This is a genomic window from Rhizobium sp. P1_E1 (assembly GCF_056406015.1).
Window position 1 is genome coordinate 21,168 of the sequence record NZ_JBFUAY010000053.1, and the last position, 15,948, is coordinate 37,115.

19 protein-coding genes are annotated in these 15,948 nt (G+C 60.9%); 6 read left to right on the forward strand and 13 right to left on the reverse strand.

The features are described 5' to 3' along the window. Positions 1-51 precede the first annotated feature (51 nt). Together AC1D1Z_RS18805 and AC1D1Z_RS18810 are read right to left on the reverse strand one after the other, a co-directional pair. Positions 52-606, reverse strand: coding sequence for a YceD family protein (locus AC1D1Z_RS18805; RefSeq protein ID WP_018241525.1), 555 nt, complete (start codon positions 604-606; stop codon positions 52-54). An 11-nt stretch (positions 607-617) separates the two neighbouring features. Next, positions 618-1,259 carry a ubiquinol-cytochrome C chaperone family protein gene (locus AC1D1Z_RS18810; protein ID WP_018241524.1) on the reverse strand — a complete coding sequence of 214 codons (642 nt, stop codon included), beginning with the start codon at positions 1,257-1,259 and terminating at the stop codon, positions 618-620. A 136-nt stretch (positions 1,260-1,395) separates the two neighbouring features. On the opposite strand from AC1D1Z_RS18810, the gene AC1D1Z_RS18815 reads away from it, so the two are divergent. Next, positions 1,396-1,929 carry an outer membrane protein assembly factor BamE gene (locus tag AC1D1Z_RS18815; RefSeq protein WP_003547220.1) on the forward strand — a complete coding sequence of 178 codons (534 nt, stop codon included), beginning with the start codon at positions 1,396-1,398 and terminating at the stop codon, positions 1,927-1,929. Between the two features lie 205 nt (positions 1,930-2,134). Here AC1D1Z_RS18815 and AC1D1Z_RS18820 read toward each other — a convergent pair whose 3' ends face one another. The 3 genes from AC1D1Z_RS18820 to ribH form a co-directional block, all read right to left on the reverse strand. Continuing rightward, positions 2,135-4,273 (reverse strand): sodium-translocating pyrophosphatase, encoded by a 2,139-nt coding sequence (locus tag AC1D1Z_RS18820; RefSeq protein WP_018447477.1) that lies wholly within the window; start codon positions 4,271-4,273, stop codon positions 2,135-2,137. Between the two features lie 198 nt (positions 4,274-4,471). Continuing rightward, positions 4,472-4,954 (reverse strand): transcription antitermination factor NusB, encoded by a 483-nt coding sequence (nusB, locus tag AC1D1Z_RS18825; protein ID WP_018241520.1) that lies wholly within the window; start codon positions 4,952-4,954, stop codon positions 4,472-4,474. A gap of 3 nt (positions 4,955-4,957) precedes the next feature. Continuing rightward, complete coding sequence (gene ribH, locus AC1D1Z_RS18830) at positions 4,958-5,413, reverse strand: 6,7-dimethyl-8-ribityllumazine synthase (protein WP_018241519.1); 456 nt, start codon at positions 5,411-5,413, stop codon at positions 4,958-4,960. A gap of 347 nt (positions 5,414-5,760) precedes the next feature. Here ribH and AC1D1Z_RS18835 point away from each other — a divergent pair, with 347 nt between their 5' ends. The 3 genes from AC1D1Z_RS18835 to AC1D1Z_RS18845 all read left to right on the forward strand — a co-directional run bounded on the left by AC1D1Z_RS18835 (position 5,761) and on the right by AC1D1Z_RS18845 (position 7,394). After that, positions 5,761-6,120 (forward strand): hypothetical protein, encoded by a 360-nt coding sequence (locus AC1D1Z_RS18835; RefSeq protein ID WP_028733638.1) that lies wholly within the window; start codon positions 5,761-5,763, stop codon positions 6,118-6,120. Positions 6,121-6,329: 209 nt separating this feature from the next. Next, positions 6,330-6,851 carry a cupin domain-containing protein gene (locus AC1D1Z_RS18840; RefSeq protein WP_446983319.1) on the forward strand — a complete coding sequence of 174 codons (522 nt, stop codon included), beginning with the start codon at positions 6,330-6,332 and terminating at the stop codon, positions 6,849-6,851. 27 nt (positions 6,852-6,878) lie between these two features. Then, the gene (locus AC1D1Z_RS18845) at positions 6,879-7,394 is read left to right on the forward strand and encodes a GNAT family N-acetyltransferase (protein ID WP_446983318.1); all 516 of its coding nucleotides are present in this window, start codon (positions 6,879-6,881) and stop codon (positions 7,392-7,394) included. A gap of 31 nt (positions 7,395-7,425) precedes the next feature. Here the strand turns inward: AC1D1Z_RS18845 and AC1D1Z_RS18850 are convergent, their stop codons facing one another. The 8 genes from AC1D1Z_RS18850 to AC1D1Z_RS18885 form a co-directional block, all read right to left on the reverse strand. Next, entirely contained in the window at positions 7,426-8,037 is a 612-nt protein-coding gene (locus tag AC1D1Z_RS18850) for a riboflavin synthase (RefSeq protein ID WP_018447472.1), read from the reverse strand. Beyond that, positions 8,037-9,158: a bifunctional diaminohydroxyphosphoribosylaminopyrimidine deaminase/5-amino-6-(5-phosphoribosylamino)uracil reductase RibD gene (ribD, locus tag AC1D1Z_RS18855; protein ID WP_446947853.1), complete on the reverse strand. Its 1,122-nt coding sequence runs from the start codon at positions 9,156-9,158 to the stop codon at positions 8,037-8,039. Before ribD ends, AC1D1Z_RS18850 begins: the two co-directional genes overlap by 1 nt. A 3-nt stretch (positions 9,159-9,161) precedes the next feature. Beyond that, complete coding sequence (nrdR, locus tag AC1D1Z_RS18860) at positions 9,162-9,638, reverse strand: transcriptional regulator NrdR (protein WP_003547190.1); 477 nt, start codon at positions 9,636-9,638, stop codon at positions 9,162-9,164. Between the two features lie 9 nt (positions 9,639-9,647). After that, positions 9,648-10,946, reverse strand: a complete 1,299-nt coding sequence (gene glyA / locus AC1D1Z_RS18865; protein WP_018447470.1) for a serine hydroxymethyltransferase — start codon at positions 10,944-10,946, stop codon at positions 9,648-9,650. A gap of 33 nt (positions 10,947-10,979) precedes the next feature. After that, the gene (locus tag AC1D1Z_RS18870) at positions 10,980-11,108 is read right to left on the reverse strand and encodes a hypothetical protein (protein WP_018447469.1); all 129 of its coding nucleotides are present in this window, start codon (positions 11,106-11,108) and stop codon (positions 10,980-10,982) included. A gap of 53 nt (positions 11,109-11,161) precedes the next feature. After that, a complete protein-coding gene (locus AC1D1Z_RS18875) occupies positions 11,162-12,463 on the reverse strand; it encodes a L,D-transpeptidase family protein (RefSeq protein ID WP_018241513.1) in 1,302 nt (433 codons plus the stop codon). A 441-nt stretch (positions 12,464-12,904) separates the two neighbouring features. Then, positions 12,905-13,420: a transcriptional regulator LdtR gene (ldtR, locus tag AC1D1Z_RS18880; RefSeq protein WP_018241512.1), complete on the reverse strand. Its 516-nt coding sequence runs from the start codon at positions 13,418-13,420 to the stop codon at positions 12,905-12,907. Positions 13,421-13,548: 128 nt separating this feature from the next. After that, positions 13,549-13,986: a DUF6163 family protein gene (locus tag AC1D1Z_RS18885; RefSeq protein WP_018447468.1), complete on the reverse strand. Its 438-nt coding sequence runs from the start codon at positions 13,984-13,986 to the stop codon at positions 13,549-13,551. 229 nt (positions 13,987-14,215) lie between these two features. Between AC1D1Z_RS18885 and hemB the strand changes: the two genes are divergently transcribed. Continuing rightward, positions 14,216-15,229, forward strand: coding sequence for a porphobilinogen synthase (gene hemB / locus AC1D1Z_RS18890; RefSeq protein ID WP_018447467.1), 1,014 nt, complete (start codon positions 14,216-14,218; stop codon positions 15,227-15,229). Between the two features lie 280 nt (positions 15,230-15,509). Beyond that, a partial coding sequence (locus AC1D1Z_RS18895) for an RDD family protein (RefSeq protein ID WP_477851558.1) occupies positions 15,510-15,948 on the forward strand: 439 nt, incomplete at its 3' end.

Below are 15,948 nucleotides of genomic sequence, written 5' to 3' on the forward strand. Positions count from 1 at the left end.
ACCGGTTTTGGCGTCGCTTACAACTGAATTGTGTCAAATGCCAGAGGAGCTTCAGTCCTTTTTCCAGTCCTTGAGGGCTGCGAAAGCCGAGGGCTTTTTGTCCCTCTCGCCGCTATCCTCGATATGGCCGTCGAACTCAATGCCCTCCTTGCGCGGATAGGGATCGATCGCGAGAGCGGCGAATTCGGCAACCACCTCGCCGGCATCGATCGTATCGCCGACAAAGGTCTCAGGCAGATCAGGACCGTCGGGATCGAGCAGCATCTCGCCGGCGTCGTTGCCGGCCTGGCGGGCAAGCTTGGAACCCTCCGGCACGAAGATCTGCTCGAAGCTCTCGTCGATGGCGGATTCCACCGGCTCCAGCGTCACGACGCAGGACTGGACGATCTTCGCCTGCACGCGGCCCTTGATGCGCACACCGTCGCGCTTCCAGCGGGCAATCTGCAGATCGGCGCTGAGATCGTCGACGGAGACGACGTTCCAGGTCTCGGCAAGCGCCTTCAGTTCGCTGGTGTCGGCCTCGACATGGACTTCGACGGGGTTGGCCGAGATGTGGCCGACCTTTACTTGATAGGAGAAGGGAACATCGTCCCGAGCGTTCTTCATCGTTTCCTCCTTCAGGCGACCGCCGGGAGCGTTACCGATCCGGTGGTGATCACCTCTTCGGGGACGGCGGACAGATGCGATTCTGCGGCCATCATCCATCCGGCGAGGCCGGTCATATCGGCAGGCGCCGAGGTTTCGGGGTAGATATTGCGCTGAAGAGCGACAGCGAGGGCTTCGGCATCGCCTGTGTCCATCGCCTTCGAATAGGCCTCGAGCCGGCCGTAAAACATGCCGGCGAGCTTCTTCATGCGCTTTGGCACGCTGTTGTCGCCGATGCCGAGTTCGCGGATCGAATAGTCGATATCCTGGAAGAAAGCGTCGACGATCTCCTGGGCGATCTCCTGGCCGCTGGTGGCGGAAGCACGTGTGCGGCGAAAAAACAGAATCATCGCAATCGACAGCATCTCGAAACGGCCCATGACCGTATCCGGCACATTGAGCCGCTCATAGATCTCCGGCATGCGCGCGGCGGCCGTCAGGGCCGCATATTGCCTGTCGACGATCGCCTGATTGTTGTTTTTCTTGCGGAAGAGCCCGAAGATCATTGTTTTTTCCGGAAATGCCTCATTCTTCATGCCGGCCGGCGTCTGGCCTTGTTGCATGATTTCGAAAGCTGGTTTACCGAAGCAGGCGCGAATTGCAATGCCGATCATGGCCTGTTTCGGGACGACGCCTTCGATGCGTCAGCGAAGCGAATTCGGGAAATGCGACCCGGAATGGCCACAATGGTTTTGCAGGAGGAAAGCGTGCAAGGCCCCAAATGGCTGCTATCGACACTCAAGGGAGTAGATGTCGTTGAATAAACGGTATTTCAAGTCTGACGTGAAATTCTTCAGCAGCGCGGCCATTGCCTTCATAATCGCCTCCACCACCGCTCTTTCCGGTTGCCAGACCAGCACCGTGCTCAATGGCGGCTACGTCGCCGACCAGCAGTCGCTGAACCTCGTTCCGGAAGGCTCCAGCCGCGAGCAGGTGCTGCTTTCGCTGGGCACCCCGTCGACGACGGCGACCTTCGACGGCGAAGTCTTCTATTACATCTCGCAGCGGCGCACGCGTGCCGTCGCCTTCCAGAAGCTGAAGGTCGTCGATCAGAGCGTTCTGGCGATCTATTTCGACAAGGACGGCGTCGTCAGCCGCCGCGCCAACTATGCGCTGCAGGACGGCAAGGTGTTCGACACGATCGGACGCGTCACGCCGACCGGCGGCAAGGAACTCACCTTCCTGCAACAGATGCTTTCCGGCGGCAGCGCCGCGAGTGCTGCCCGCAGCCTGTTCGGTGGTGGCGCCGGCGGCACGCCGCAGAACCCAAGCAGCCTGCGCTGATCGGACACGCCTCACACGAAAAACCCGCCGGATCGCTCCGGCGGGTTTTTTACTGCATGATTCCTTAAATCGGAATCGATTTAAGGATAACATCATGCAGCCATTCAAAGTGTTACAGCGTCCTTTGCGCGTCTAGAAAGACGCGCGGCGCTGTAATTGCCTCTGCTTGGCGTGAAGTGTACCACGCCAAGCCGGCGGTCTTTGTTTATCCAGCGAGAACGGCGAGCAACAGCAGCGCGACGATGTTGGTGATCTTGATCGCCGGGTTGACGGCAGGGCCGGCGGTATCCTTGTAAGGATCGCCGACGGTATCACCGGTGACGGAGGCCTTGTGTGCATCCGAGCCCTTCATGTGGCGCACGCCGTCCTTATCGACGAACCCGTCTTCGAAGCTCTTCTTGGCATTGTCCCAGGCGCCGCCGCCCGATGTCATCGAGATGGCGACGAAGAGGCCGTTGATGATGACGCCGAGGAGCGATGCGCCGAGGGCGGCAAAGGCGGAGGCCTTGGAACCAGAGATAAGAAGAACGCCGAAATAGACGACGATAGGCGCCAGCACCGGCAGCAGCGAGGGCACGATCATCTCGCGGATGGCGGCCTTGGTCAAAAGGTCGACCGCCCTGCCGTAATCCGGCTTTTCCGTGCCTTGCATGATGCCGGGCTTTTCCTTGAACTGACGGCGCACTTCCTCGACGATCGCGCCGGCAGCACGGCCGACGGCGGTCATAGCGATGCCACCGAAGAGGTAGGGTATGAGACCTCCGAAGATCAATCCCGCCACCACGTAAGGGTTGGAAAGATCGAAGGAAATTTCGCCGATGCCGGCGAAATAAGGGAACTTGTCGCCATTCGCTGCAAAATATTTGAGGTCGTAGGAGTAGGCCGCGAAGAGAACCAGGGCGCCGAGACCGGCGGAGCCGATGGCATAACCCTTGGTGACGGCCTTGGTCGTATTGCCGACGGCATCGAGCGCATCAGTGGATTTGCGCACCTCCGGCGGCAGATGCGCCATTTCGGCGATACCGCCGGCATTGTCCGTCACCGGTCCGAAGGCGTCGAGCGCGACGATCATTCCGGCGATGCCGAGCATCGCCGTGACCGCAATACCGGTGCCGAACAGGCCGCCGAGCTGGTAGGTGGCGAGAATACCGCCGACGATGACGATCGCCGGCAGCGCCGTCGATTCCAGTGAGACGGCTAGGCCCTGGATGACGTTGGTGCCATGACCGGTGACCGAGGCCTGGGCGATCGAGACGACCGGACGCTTGCCCGTGCCGGTATAATATTCGGTGATCACCACGATCAGCGCAGTGACGACGAGGCCGACGATGCCGCAGAAGAAGAGGTGTGCGCCTGATATGTCGGCGCCTCCGACGGAACCGATCGATCCCCAGCCGATGGTGAGCGAAGTGGCAGCACCAAGTCCGACGATCGACAGTAGGCCGGTGACGATGAGGCCCTTGTAGAGAGCGCCCATGATCGAGCCGTTCGAGCCGAGCTTGACGAAGAAAGTGCCGATGATCGAGGTGATGATGCAGGCACCGCAGATCGCCAGCGGATAGACCATCGCAGACTGGAGGATCGGCGCGCCGGCAAAGAAGATCGCGGCAAGAACCATGGTGGCGACGACAGAGACCGCATAGGTCTCGAAAAGGTCGGCGGCCATGCCGGCGCAGTCGCCGACATTGTCGCCGACGTTATCGGCAATCGTTGCCGGGTTGCGCGGATCGTCTTCGGGAATGCCGGCTTCCACCTTGCCGACCAGATCGCCGCCGACATCGGCGCCCTTGGTGAAGATGCCGCCGCCAAGACGGGCGAAGATCGAGATCAGCGAAGCGCCGAAGCCGAGCGCCACCAGCGCATCGATGACTTCGCGCGAGCCGCTCTCATGGCCGAGCCCGACGGTCAAGACCGTATAGTAGATGGAGACGCCGAGCAGCGCCAGGCCAGCCACCAGCATGCCGGTGATCGCACCCGACTTGAAGGCGATGTCGAGGCCGGCGGAAAGGCTGACGGAAGCCGCCTGGGCGGTGCGCACATTGGCGCGGACGGAAACGTGCATGCCGATGAAACCGGCAGCACCGGAAAGCACGGCGCCGATCAGGAAGCCGATCGCGGCCTCGGCGGAAAGAAGCAGCCAGGCTAAAATGAAAACAACAACGCCGACAATGGCAATGGTTTTGTACTGGCGCGTCAGATAGGCTTGAGCGCCTTCGCGGATATAGCCCGCGATCTCCTGCATGCGGCTATTGCCCTGATCGGCGGCAAGCACCGACCGGGTTGCCCAGGCGGCATAAACCACCGAGAGCAGACCGCATGCGATTACGCATAAAAGAATCGTCATTTCGCTCTTTCCTCCCATAGGCCGGAGATCACTCCTTCTCCGGCAGATACGCCGCCGAATCGCCTTCCTCTCCACAGAAATGCCACAGCTAAGCGTTGCGGAGATTGCGTGGTCGATCACGTGGCGTCAAGACCGCAACGGGCGAAAACCATTGCGGTGCGAAGAAAGAAGCGGGAGGACTATTTGGCGGCGAAAGACTTATTTCTTCGCCTCGCCGCGAACCTGCTTTGCGATGCGGTCGAGCACGGCGTTTACGAGCTTCGGCTCGTCGTCATCGAAGAAAGCCTGGGCGATCTCGACATATTCGGTAACGATGACCGCCACCGGAACGTCCTTGCGGTCGGTGATCTCGAAGACGCCGGCGCGCAGGATGGCACGCACGGTACTGTCGAGGCGCGACAAGGCCCAATCATCCTGCAGGGCTGCGGCAATCAGCGGATCGAGGCGGACCTGATCGCGCACGACGCCGGAGACGATGGAACGGAACCAGGCGGCATCGGCCTTCAGATAGGTCGCGCCGTCGAGTTCCTGGCCAAGACGGTGCGCCTCGTATTCGGCGACGATCTCCAGAACGCCGGTGCCGCCGACATCCATCTGATAAAGTGCCTGAACGGCAGCAAGACGGGCAGCGCCCCGCTGGTTTGCAGTCTTGACTGGCCGTTCCGTCTTGTCGTCGTTCATTCGTTATGCACCCAGTTTCTGCTTCAACTCGATCATGGTCAGAGCTGCACGAGCGGCAAATCCGCCCTTGTCCTTGTCCGAGCGGCGCGCGCGCGCCCATGCCTGTTCGTCGTTTTCGACGGTCAGGATGCCGTTGCCAATGGCAAGGGACTCGCTGACCGCGAGATCCATCAAGGCGCGCGAGGATTCATTCGACACGATATCGAAGTGATAGGTCTCGCCGCGAATGACCATGCCGAGGGCGACATAGCCGTCATAATGCGTTCCGCCATTGTCGTCTCCATCGAGCGACATGGCAATCGCCGCCGGAATTTCCAGTGCGCCGGGGACGGTGACGACCTCGAAGGTGGCGCCGGCCTCTGTCAATGCGAAGGTCGCGCCTTCGAGCAGGGCGTCGGCCATGTCGTCGTAGAAGCGGGCCTCAACGATCAAAATATGGGGAGCGGTCTCTCTCGACATGGTTCACCTTCGGTTGGCGGGACATTTACCCACTCGGCAGCCCGCGGTCAAAACATGCCTTCGTCCGAATGGCAAGCAATTTCGCCCGATGCCGCAATGGGAAAGAGGAAATATCTGCAAGGGGATAGCCGCGCCCTGTATGCACAGCTGGGCAAGCCTCTGAATTCAGCTTTCCCGGACGCCCGGAAAGCGGCAATTCGAAGGCAGTTTTCATGAACAATTCTTAATGTCTTTTCAGTGGCTTAACCCATTGAATCGCGAATGGGAGAACGCCAATTTCATGTCGTGACGCAGACGATCCCCTGCAACGACAGCCGACCGTCTAAGCAGATGAAAGGATACAAATCATGCACCGCGTTCTCACCATCACCCTCGCTGCCGCCCTCTCCTCCCTCGCCTTTGCCGGCGTCAGCCGGGCCGAAAGCCTCGGAATGAACACCCCTCAAGGCATCGAACAGACGCTCAGGGGTTTCCAGGGCAATGATTTCAATGTCCAGGAGGTTTACAACTGGCGCAACTTCGACGACGAGACGAGCGGCCCACACTCGGCACCGCTGCGCTCCGGCGAGGCTATCCGTGGCATCCAGGCGTCGATCGATGCCAACAGGTCGCTTGCCCACCGTCTCAACAATGAAGGTGTCAACATTCGCAATGTGGTCAACGCCGAGCAGGCGGCCGATGGAAGCATAACCTTCTACGTTCGTTGACGGCTCCAGCGCATAACCTCGAAAATCGGAACGATCTTCGGGGGGGTATGCGTGGGTCGAAGTGATAGAGCGTCCTTCACGCGTCCTATTCGACGCACGGCGCTCGAAGCATGGGCGGCGGTCTCCTCTCCGCCCATGCTGGGGATATCGGAGATAAGCATTGAATTTTCCTGGGATGACGGCTTCTCTTGCTGAAACAGGAGGACGTCATGGCAACGGAACCGAAGGCGGTGATCAATACCGCCGATCTCAAGCTCGACCACTGGAAACAGGGCGAGCTCTATGAAAGCACCGACACCTCTTTCGGTGCGCTTTTTGGCTTGGCCAGCCTCGGCGTCAGCTACAACGAGGTACCTCCCGGCAAATCAGGCTGCCCCTTCCACAACCACCATGTCGAAGACGAGCTCTTCTATGTGATCGCGGGCTCTGGCGAATATCGCTTCGGCGACGCGCGCCATGTGATCAAGGCGGGCGACGTGCTCGGCGCGCCGGCCGGCGGGCCTGAAACGGCGCACCAGATCATCAATACCGGCACGGCGACACTCGTCTATCTCGGCATTTCGACAATGGCGAGGACCGAGATCGTCGAATATCCCGATTCCGGAAAGTTCCTTGCCAAAACGAACTGGGCAGCCAAGACCAACAGGGACAATACAGAAACCAAGCGCTTCCGTCATATCGGACGGCCGGAAGGCGATCTCGACTATTGGGACGGCGAGCCCGGCGCCTGAGGACACGTTATTTCACAAGGACCCGATGTGACCGACATTCCAACCCTCGAAACGGCGCGGCTGACGCTTCGCCCTCACCGCCTCGACGATTTCGACGCGCATGCGGCACTATGGGCGGACGAGGATGTCGTGCGCTTCATCACCGGCGTGCCATCGACACGCGAGCAGAGCTGGAGCCGCATGCTACGCGTTGCCGGCATGTGGCATCATATGGGCTTCGGTTTTCTGGCGATCGTCGAAAAGGGGAGCGGCCGGTTCATCGGCGAAGCGGGCTTCCTGGAAGCCCGGCGCGAGGTGGAACCCTCGATCGAGGGGACGATGGAGGTCGGCTGGGCGCTGATGCCCTCGGCGCACGGCCGCGGTTATGCCACCGAGGCGCTGACCGTCCTGATCGGCTGGGCGGAAACGCATTTCCCGGGAAAACCGATGAGCTGCATCATCAGTCCCGAGAACCAGGCCTCATTGCGGGTCGCGGCCAAGCTCGGCTTCCGCGAGACGGCGCGCACGCAGTACAACGGCGATATCATCCAATTTTCGCGTTAGAGCGTCGGGCGTCGATTCCGATTTTCGACGGTTATGTGCTGGGGAACTCAGCCAGTCGGGCGGCATAACGCGCCATGGTGTCGACTTCGAAATTGACGAAATCGCCGGCCTTGCGCTCGCCCCAGGTGGTGACCTCAAGCGTGTGCCGGATGAGCAGCACGTCGAAATCCGTGCCGTCGACGGCATTGACCGTCAACGAAGTACCGTCGAGTGCAATCGACCCCTTGGGGGCGACGAATTTCGCCAGATGTTCGGGCGCGCGCAGGCGGTAGCGCGTGGCGTCGCCCTCTGCTGTCACCGAGAGGATTTCCGCCTTGCCGTCGACATGGCCGGAAACGATGTGGCCGCCGAGTTCATCCCCGATCTTCAGCGACCGTTCGAGATTGATGCGGCTGCCCTCCTGCCAGTTGCCGATCGTCGTCAGCCGCAGCGCCTCTTCCCAGGCCTCGACCTCGAACCAGCGGCCGTTGCTGCCTTCGGTCGGAAGGGCGGTGACAGTCAGGCAGATGCCGGCGTGAGAGATCGAGGCGCCCATATCGATGGTTGAGGGATCATAGGCGGTCGCGACCCGCAGCCGGATACCTTCCTTCAGCGGGGAAACGGATTCGACTGTGCCGACATCGGTGACTATTCCGGTGAACATCAAAGCCCTCTTTCGTATTCGTCCAGGCGATCGCCGCCGAACATCAGCGTGCCCGTATGGGCAAAACCCGATGGTATGTCGGTTGCATCAAGCGGGGATTCAATACCACCCTCGCCAATCATAACAGGCGCCTGATAAAGCTGGATGCGATCGACGAGGCCAGCCTCGAGGAAAAGCCGCGCCGTCTTTGCACCGCCCTCGACCAGAAGCGAGGAAATACCGCGCGTCGCGAGTGCCGGCAGCAGGACTTCCGGATGGTAGGGATTGCAATGGACGACCTCGACGCCGGCGGCCTCGAGGGCTGCGCGGCGAGATTCCATCTCTGTGGATGCGATATCACCCTCTGCCTGCGACAATGATCCTTCCTCACTCGCCACCACAATGACTGGCACCTCCCGCGCCGTCCCGACGAGCCTGCTGGTCAGCGGCAATGCCAGGGAAGGATCGAGGACGATGCGGATCGGCGATTGTGATTCAAGACCTGGCGAGCGCACAGTCAGCAGCGGATCATCCGCAATCGCGGTACCGATGCCGACCAGGATGGCATCGGTTTCGGCGCGCAGCGCCTGCACCTGGGCGCGGGCCTCCGGGCCTGTTATCGCCACCTGCCCTGCCCCCTGGCGGCCGATCATGCCATCGGCGGAAACGGCAAGTTTGAGAGTCACATAGGGCCGGTTCTTCGTCTGGCGGGTGAGATAGGCGGCAAGCGACTGCCTGCCCTCCGCCTCCAGCACGCCGGCATCCACCTCTATGCTAGCTTCGCGCAGCCTGGCGATGCCGCGGCCGGAGACCCGCGGATCGGGATCGGTGACGCTGATGACGACGCGGGCAACACCATAGGCGATCAGCGCCTCGGCGCAGGGCGGCGTCTTGCCGTGATGCGAGCAGGGTTCGAGCGTCACATAGGCGGTAGCGCCGCGGGCCAGCGCGCCGGCTTCAGAGAGCGCCTGCGTCTCGGCATGCGGGCGGCCGCCGAGGGCGGTCACGGCACGGCCGACGATGACGCCGTCCTTGACGATCAGACAGCCGACGGAAGGATTGGTGGCGGTGCGGCCGAGATGCCAGCGCGACAGACGGATCGCCGCCGCCATGAAACGTTCGTCATGCGGCGTGATGCTCATGGCTCACCTGTCCAGCGGGTCGCGCGCGATCTTGGCGTTGATTTCGGAGATAACCTTCTCGAAATCCTCGGCAAGCGAGAAATCCCGATAGACCGAGGCGTAGCGCACGAAGCCGACATCATCGAGGCTCTTCATGGCTTCCAGCACCTGCAGGCCGATCTGCTCGGAGGAGATCTCGGTTTCGCCGGAGCTTTCAAGCCGGCGGACGATACCCGAGACGGCGCGCTCGATGCGATCGCGCTCGACCGGGCGTTTGCGCAGCGCCACCTCGAAAGAGCGCACCAGCTTGTCGCGGTCGAAGGGCACTTTGCGGCCGGTCTTCTTGATGACCATCAGCTCGCGCAGCTGCACACGTTCGAACGTGGTGAAGCGGCCGCCGCAATCGGGACAGATACGCCGCCGGCGGATGGACGTGTTGTCCTCCGCCGGGCGCGAATCCTTGACCTGGGTATCTTCCGAACCGCAATAGGGGCAGCGCATCCCTACTCCTTATCCCATGTAGCCGTACATGGGGAAGCGGTCGGTGAGGTTGACCACCTTGCCGCGCACAGCGGCTTCGACGGCAGCGTTGCCTTCATCGGAATTGGCGACCTTCAGCCCGTCGAGGACCTCGACGATGAGATTGCCGATCTCGCGGAATTCAGCTTCCTTGAAGCCGCGGGTCGTGCCGGCCGGTGCGCCGAGGCGCACGCCCGAGGTGACGAAGGGCTTTTCCGGATCGAAGGGAATGCCGTTCTTGTTGCAGGTGACGTAAGCGCGGCCAAGCGCTGCCTCGGCGCGCTTGCCGGTGGCGTTCTTCTTGCGAAGGTCGACCAGCATCAGGTGGTTGTCGGTGCCGCCGGAGACGACGTCAAGGCCACCCGATATCAGCGTTTCGGCCAGCGCCTTGGCGTTCTTGACGACCTGGGCGGCGTAGTCCTTGAATTCCGGCTGCAGCGCCTCGCCGAAGGCCACAGCCTTGGCGGCGATGATGTGCATCAACGGGCCACCCTGCAGACCGGGGAAGACGGCCGAATTGAACTTCTTGGCCAGATCCTCGTCATTGGTGAGGATGACGCCGCCGCGTGGGCCGCGCAGCGACTTGTGGGTCGTCGTAGTCGCGACATGGCAATGCGGGAATGGCGACGGATGAACGCCACCGGCAACGAGGCCAGCAATATGGGCCATGTCGACCATGAGGTAGGCGCCAACCGAGTCGGCGATCTCGCGGAAACGCTTCCAGTCCCAGATGCGGGAATAGGCAGTGCCGCCGGCGATGATGAGCTTCGGCTTGGTTTCCTCGGCCTTGCGGGCGACTTCATCCATGTCGAGCAGGTTGTCGCCTTCGCGCACGCCGTAGGAGACGACGTTGAACCACTTGCCGGACATGTTGACCGGCGAACCATGCGTGAGGTGGCCGCCCGAATTCAGGTCGAGACCCATGAAAGTGTCACCCGGCTGCAGCAGCGCCAGGAACACCGCCTGGTTCATCTGCGAGCCGGAATTCGGCTGGACGTTGGCGAAATTGACGCCGAACAGCTTCTTGGCGCGCTCGATCGCCAGTTCCTCGGCGATATCGACGAACTGGCAGCCGCCGTAATAACGCTTGCCGGGATAACCCTCGGCATATTTGTTGGTCATGATGGAGCCCTGGGCTTCCAGCACGGCGCGGGAGACGATGTTCTCAGAAGCGATCAGTTCGATCTCGTGCCGTTGGCGACCGAGTTCCTTTCCGATCGCGCTGAAAATGTCCGGATCGACGTCCGCAAGCGAGCGATTGAAGAAGGATTCGGTGGAAGCATTGGTCATGGGCGGGCTCCTCAACTGGAATGCGCTGAGGTATTAGCCTTCCGCCGTGGCGAGGGCAATACGAAGAACGACATTTGCTGAGCAAAGCGCGCGCTCACGCTCTTTTGTGGTCGCGCCGCGCCGATCCTTGGCGACCACATCGAGGAGCGTCTCCTCGGACATAAAAAACCGCGCCCGAAAGCGCGGTTCTCAAATCACAATACAGCGGTCGCCGCTTACTGGACCGGCTGTTCCATGCCCGCCGTGGTGTCGAGCGCCAGCTCGGCATTGCCGTCCATCTGATAGATGTCGTCGCGGAACTGGACGATGCCGTCGGGCATGCCCCAGGCAGAGATGTAGACGAAATAGACAGGAACTTCCGCAGCAAGCTTGATCGGGGTGTTGACGCCGGTTGCAATCACCTGCTCCATCTGCTGGCGGCTCCAGCCGGGGGTCTCGCGCAACAGCCAGTTCGTCAGGTCGCGGACGTTCTGAACGCGGACGCAGCCCGACGATTCGAAGCGCATCAGCTTGTTGAACAGGCCCTGCTGCGGCGTGTCGTGCATATACTCGCCGTTCTTGTTGTAGAAGTTGATCTTCGTCGAGGCCATGGCGTTGATCTTGCCGGGGTCCTGACGGAACATCAGGTTTGGCGCCTCGCCGTTCCAATCGACGGTTTCGGGGGCGACTTCATTGCCCTTGCCGTCGATCAGGCGGATGGCGTTCTTTTCGAGATAGGTCGGATCCTTGCGCATCAGCGGCATGATGTCTTTTTCGACGATCGAGCGCGGCGCCGTCCAGTAAGGATTGAGGATGACCTCGTAAATCTTCGAATTGACGAGATGCGTCGGGCGGCTCAAGCGGCCGACAACCGCGGTGTGGCGCGTCGCGACACTGCCGTCTTCGACAGCCTCGACATAAGCGGCCGGGATGTTGACCATCAGGTGACGGCGGCCCATGTCTTCGGGGAAGGTCTGCAGGCGGATCAGATTGGTGTTCAGCTGCTGCAGGCGGACATCGGCAGGAATGTTCATCGCCTTCAGCGTGAATTCGCCGAGCACGCCATCGGACGGCAGACCGTGGCGGGCCTGGAAGCGCTTGACGGCGCCATCGACATAGGAATCGAAGGCATTGGACATGCCGGCTTCGCGCGGCAGGTCGCCGGTGATCGCAAGGCGCTGGCGCAGCGCCTGGACGGAAGGAGAGCTGACGCCGAGCTGCAGGCGCTGGTCACCGGGATTGACCTCAGGCCAGCCGCCGGCTGCGGCGATCTGCTGATACTGCATGATCGCCTGCTGCGCGCTCGCAACCGACTGCGGCCCGAGGATCGGGGTGTTGGAAACCATGGCGGTCGCCGTGCGCGAAGCCGCCTTGGCGTCAAACTGGTCGTCCCAGTTGCCGCGGCGCGGCGCATTGATCAGCGTATCGAGCGCCGATTGCGCGAATGCCGGCGCGGCAATCGCGCTGGCGCCAACCGTTGCCGCGGACGCAAGGAAAGCGCGGCGCGAGAGAGCTTCAATTCCGTTTTTCTTCGACATAGTCCCAACCACTGACTGCGGCGATAAAGAGATGCCGCGGGCTCTTTGCGATATCACTGCGCTTTAACGCAGATCCCAGTCCATTCGTTGTCCCGGCGCATCAAAAAATTCCGCTTGCCCCATCACAAGATTGCGATGCGACAGCCAGCATTCCTGATCGGTCCATTGAAAGCGCCGGTTGTTAAGCCTTCCGCTGCCACACCAATATGGCCAATTCGTGTTGCCGGGTGGGTAGAAGGACTGCCGGCTACCGGAAACACGACACAACGAACCATATGACGGGGTAAAGCGTGCCGGTTAATAACGGCTAAAAAACGGCTTGAATACCGGGCTTTGCGCTTGCCTGCCATGCGTTGCAAAGATGCCACGCGGATCAAACGGCAAATCGGACGTGCAGGGAACACGTCCGATTTTCTGCAACCCTGAAGGAGGTCAGGAGTCTTAGAGACGGTACAGGATCTGGTCGTTCCAGAAACGGTCCAGACGCTGGAGCAGCTTGTTCATCTGCGTGAACTCGTCCGTGCCGATGCCGCCGACCTTGTCGATCGAGGCGATGTGGCGTTCGTAGAGCTTGGCCACCGTTTCGGCGATGTCCTGGCCGGTTTCGGTCAGGCTGATGCGGACCGAACGGCGGTCGATGCGTGAGCGCTGGTGGTTGATGAAACCGAGATCGACCAGCTTCTTGACGTTGTAGGAAACGTTGGAGCCGAGATAGTAGCCACGCGAGCGCAGCTCGCCGGCGGTCAGCTCGGAGTTGCCGATGTTGAAAAGGAGCAGCGCCTGGATGGCGTTGACATCGCTGCGACCCTGACGGTCGAATTCGTCCTTGATGACGTCGAGAAGACGACGGTGCAGACGTTCAACGAGGTGAAGGGATTCCATGTAAAGATCACGGATGTCATGATCCTGCTGGTCACGGAAGTTCGATACCGCCTGCGGCTTAATTTTCGTGTTCATATTGACTGCCTCACTGTTTGTTTGGCGGTGTGTTTTCTTCCCGCCTTGAGTGAGACCCTATCGAATACATATAAAATTCGACTTAAACCGCAGGCTTAACGGAGCCTTACCGCTAACCCCACGTTGTCTCAGGGTAAATCAACACTTACCTGGCGGCGGTGCCGGCGCTTTTCCAGCCACAGCAGCAGGCGGAAAATCCAGTAGACGACGGCGACCATGAGATGCAGCAGGATGATCAGCTGGTTGGGTCCGAAAATATCCGGCAGCAGGCCATACATGAGGATCTGCCCGCCGGCGGCCAGCACCCAGATGACCGGTCCCCAGGAGACGGTGAGCCAGAGGCCGAGGGAGGCGACGGGGAAGAGCACGGCGAGGCTGGTGCTCGCCACCTTCCACGGCAGGCTCAAAAGATCGAAGCGGCCGGCGCCGACCAGCGAATAGCCGACGAGCATCGCCCAATATTGCAGGCCAAACCAGAAGCAGGATACGGCAACCAGCCTCAGGAAGAGAATGAAGAGGATATCCGCCAGTGTGCGTTTCGGTATCGTCGGGGATTCGGTTTCCATAGCGCAGACATCGGTTTGGGGTTGCATCTTCACAAGGGCGCCCGCGCGTCTGACACGACGCGCCAGGGACGCTCTATAACATCGAGTTGGCGCATAACCCGAAAATCCATTTCGATTTTCGGGTTATGCGCCAGAGGTTTTTCCGCCGCGGCCAATCGTCCGGTTTGGATTTTCCAGGCGCCATGATAATGAGCGCTCCGATAAATGGAATGGGCCAAGGACAGATATCATGCAGGACAGGACGCATCTCGTCGACGACATCACCGGTCATCGCCGCATGCGGCGCAACCGCAAGGCGGATTGGACACGCCGGCTGGTGCAGGAGAACCGGCTGACGGTCGACGACCTGATCTGGCCGATCTTCATCGTGCCGGGTTCCGGCATCATCGATCCGATCCCGGCCATGCCGGGCGTCAACCGGATGAGCATCGACAAGGCCGTCGAAGCCGCGCGGGAAGCGGCCGGCCTCGGCATTCCGGCGCTCGCCACCTTTCCGAATATCGAGATGGAACTGCGCGACGAGACCGGCTCGAACAGCCTCGAAGCCAACAACCTGATCAATCAGACGACGGCGGCGATCAAGAAGGCGGTGCCCAATATCGGCGTCATTACCGACGTCGCGCTCGATCCCTTCACCAGCCACGGCCATGACGGCATTCTCAGAGGCGGCGAGATCGTCAACGACGAGACCGTTGACCAGGTGGCACGCGCCGCCGTCATGCAGGCGGATGCCGGCGCCGACATCATCGCGCCGTCGGAGATGATGGACGGGCGCATCGGCGCGATCCGCATGGCGCTCGATGCGGCCGGCCACCAGAGCGTCGGCATCATGAGCTATGCGACGAAATTCGCCTCCGCCTTCTACGGTCCCTATCGCGAGGCGATCTCGACGGGCGGGCTGCTGAAAGGCGACAAGAAGACCTATTATATCGACCCCGCCAACGGCACCGAGGCGATCCGCGACGCGGCCCTCGACGTCGAAGAAGGCGCCGACATGCTGATGGTCAAGCCCGGCCTGCCCTATCTCGATATCTGCTGGCGGATGAAGGAGGCCTTCGGCCTGCCGACCTTCGCCTACCAGGTTTCCGGCGAATATACGCAGATCAAGGCGGCGGCGATGAATGGCTGGATCGATGGCGAGCGGGCGATGCTCGAAACGCTGCTGTCTTTCAAGCGGGCGGGATGCGACGGTGTCCTCACCTATTTCGCGGTCGAAGTGGCGAAAATCCTCGCAAAGCGGTGACTGCATAATTCCTTAAATCGGAATCGATCTAAGGATAAAATTATGCAGCGATTCAAAGTGCTACAGCGTCCTTTGCGCATCTCAAAAGACGCGCGGCGCTGTAGAGCATGATGCCGAAAGTGTCCGCGGTTTTCGGACGACATCATGCTCCATTTCTTTGATTTAGATGCGGATGGTTTTGGGCCGATCCGGCCTAAAACCATCCGCATCTGGGGCAGATTATTGCATTTTGCCCTGCCGATACCATATCAGCGGCATCGCTTTTCCTGAGGAGATTGAGATGAGCTACAACCCCAATCCGCTTTATGCCGCCCCGGAGGACTGGCGCGCCTATAGCGGCGTGTTGAGCCGCCGGGTCTTCGCCTTCATTCTCGACTATGTCATCGTGGCGCTGCTCTGCATTCCCGCGGCGATCGTGCTGTTCTTCCTGTCGATCGTCACGCTGGGGCTCGGCTTCTTTCTCTACCCTGCCCTCTTCGTCATCGTCGCTGGCATTTACTTCGGCCTGACTGTGGGCGGGCCGAGCCAGGCCTCGCTCGGCATGCGCGCAATGGGAATCGCGATCGTGCGCGTCGATGGACGGCCGATGGATTTCATGATGGCGATCGTGCATCTGGCCCTGTTCTGGATCCTCAACTCGGTGCTGACGCCGCTCATTCTGCTTGCCGGCCTGTTTATCGAACGCAGCCGTCTCGTTCACGACCTGCTCGTCGGTACGG

What these genes read in the sequence shown, in the direction of transcription:
- AC1D1Z_RS18885 (WP_018447468.1), bottom strand. Translation starts at nt 13,986, where the DNA reads ATGGAAACCGAATCCCCGACGATACCGAAACGCACACTGGCGGATATC.
- AC1D1Z_RS18875 (WP_018241513.1), bottom strand. Translation starts at nt 12,463, where the DNA reads ATGTCGAAGAAAAACGGAATTGAAGCTCTCTCGCGCCGCGCTTTCCTT.
- AC1D1Z_RS18815 (WP_003547220.1), top strand. Translation starts at nt 1,396, where the DNA reads ATGTCGTTGAATAAACGGTATTTCAAGTCTGACGTGAAATTCTTCAGC.
- glyA (WP_018447470.1), bottom strand. Translation starts at nt 10,946, where the DNA reads ATGACCAATGCTTCCACCGAATCCTTCTTCAATCGCTCGCTTGCGGAC.
- ribD (WP_446947853.1), bottom strand. Translation starts at nt 9,158, where the DNA reads ATGAGCATCACGCCGCATGACGAACGTTTCATGGCGGCGGCGATCCGT.
- nrdR (WP_003547190.1), bottom strand. Translation starts at nt 9,638, where the DNA reads ATGCGCTGCCCCTATTGCGGTTCGGAAGATACCCAGGTCAAGGATTCG.
- ribH (WP_018241519.1), bottom strand. Translation starts at nt 5,413, where the DNA reads ATGTCGAGAGAGACCGCTCCCCATATTTTGATCGTTGAGGCCCGCTTC.
- ldtR (WP_018241512.1), bottom strand. Translation starts at nt 13,420, where the DNA reads ATGAACACGAAAATTAAGCCGCAGGCGGTATCGAACTTCCGTGACCAG.
- AC1D1Z_RS18810 (WP_018241524.1), bottom strand. Translation starts at nt 1,259, where the DNA reads ATGATCGGCATTGCAATTCGCGCCTGCTTCGGTAAACCAGCTTTCGAA.
- hemB (WP_018447467.1), top strand. Translation starts at nt 14,216, where the DNA reads ATGCAGGACAGGACGCATCTCGTCGACGACATCACCGGTCATCGCCGC.
- AC1D1Z_RS18850 (WP_018447472.1), bottom strand. Translation starts at nt 8,037, where the DNA reads ATGTTCACCGGAATAGTCACCGATGTCGGCACAGTCGAATCCGTTTCC.
- AC1D1Z_RS18835 (WP_028733638.1), top strand. Translation starts at nt 5,761, where the DNA reads ATGCACCGCGTTCTCACCATCACCCTCGCTGCCGCCCTCTCCTCCCTC.
- AC1D1Z_RS18840 (WP_446983319.1), top strand. Translation starts at nt 6,330, where the DNA reads ATGGCAACGGAACCGAAGGCGGTGATCAATACCGCCGATCTCAAGCTC.
- nusB (WP_018241520.1), bottom strand. Translation starts at nt 4,954, where the DNA reads ATGAACGACGACAAGACGGAACGGCCAGTCAAGACTGCAAACCAGCGG.
- AC1D1Z_RS18870 (WP_018447469.1), bottom strand. Translation starts at nt 11,108, where the DNA reads ATGTCCGAGGAGACGCTCCTCGATGTGGTCGCCAAGGATCGGCGCGGC.
- AC1D1Z_RS18805 (WP_018241525.1), bottom strand. Translation starts at nt 606, where the DNA reads ATGAAGAACGCTCGGGACGATGTTCCCTTCTCCTATCAAGTAAAGGTC.
- AC1D1Z_RS18820 (WP_018447477.1), bottom strand. Translation starts at nt 4,273, where the DNA reads ATGACGATTCTTTTATGCGTAATCGCATGCGGTCTGCTCTCGGTGGTT.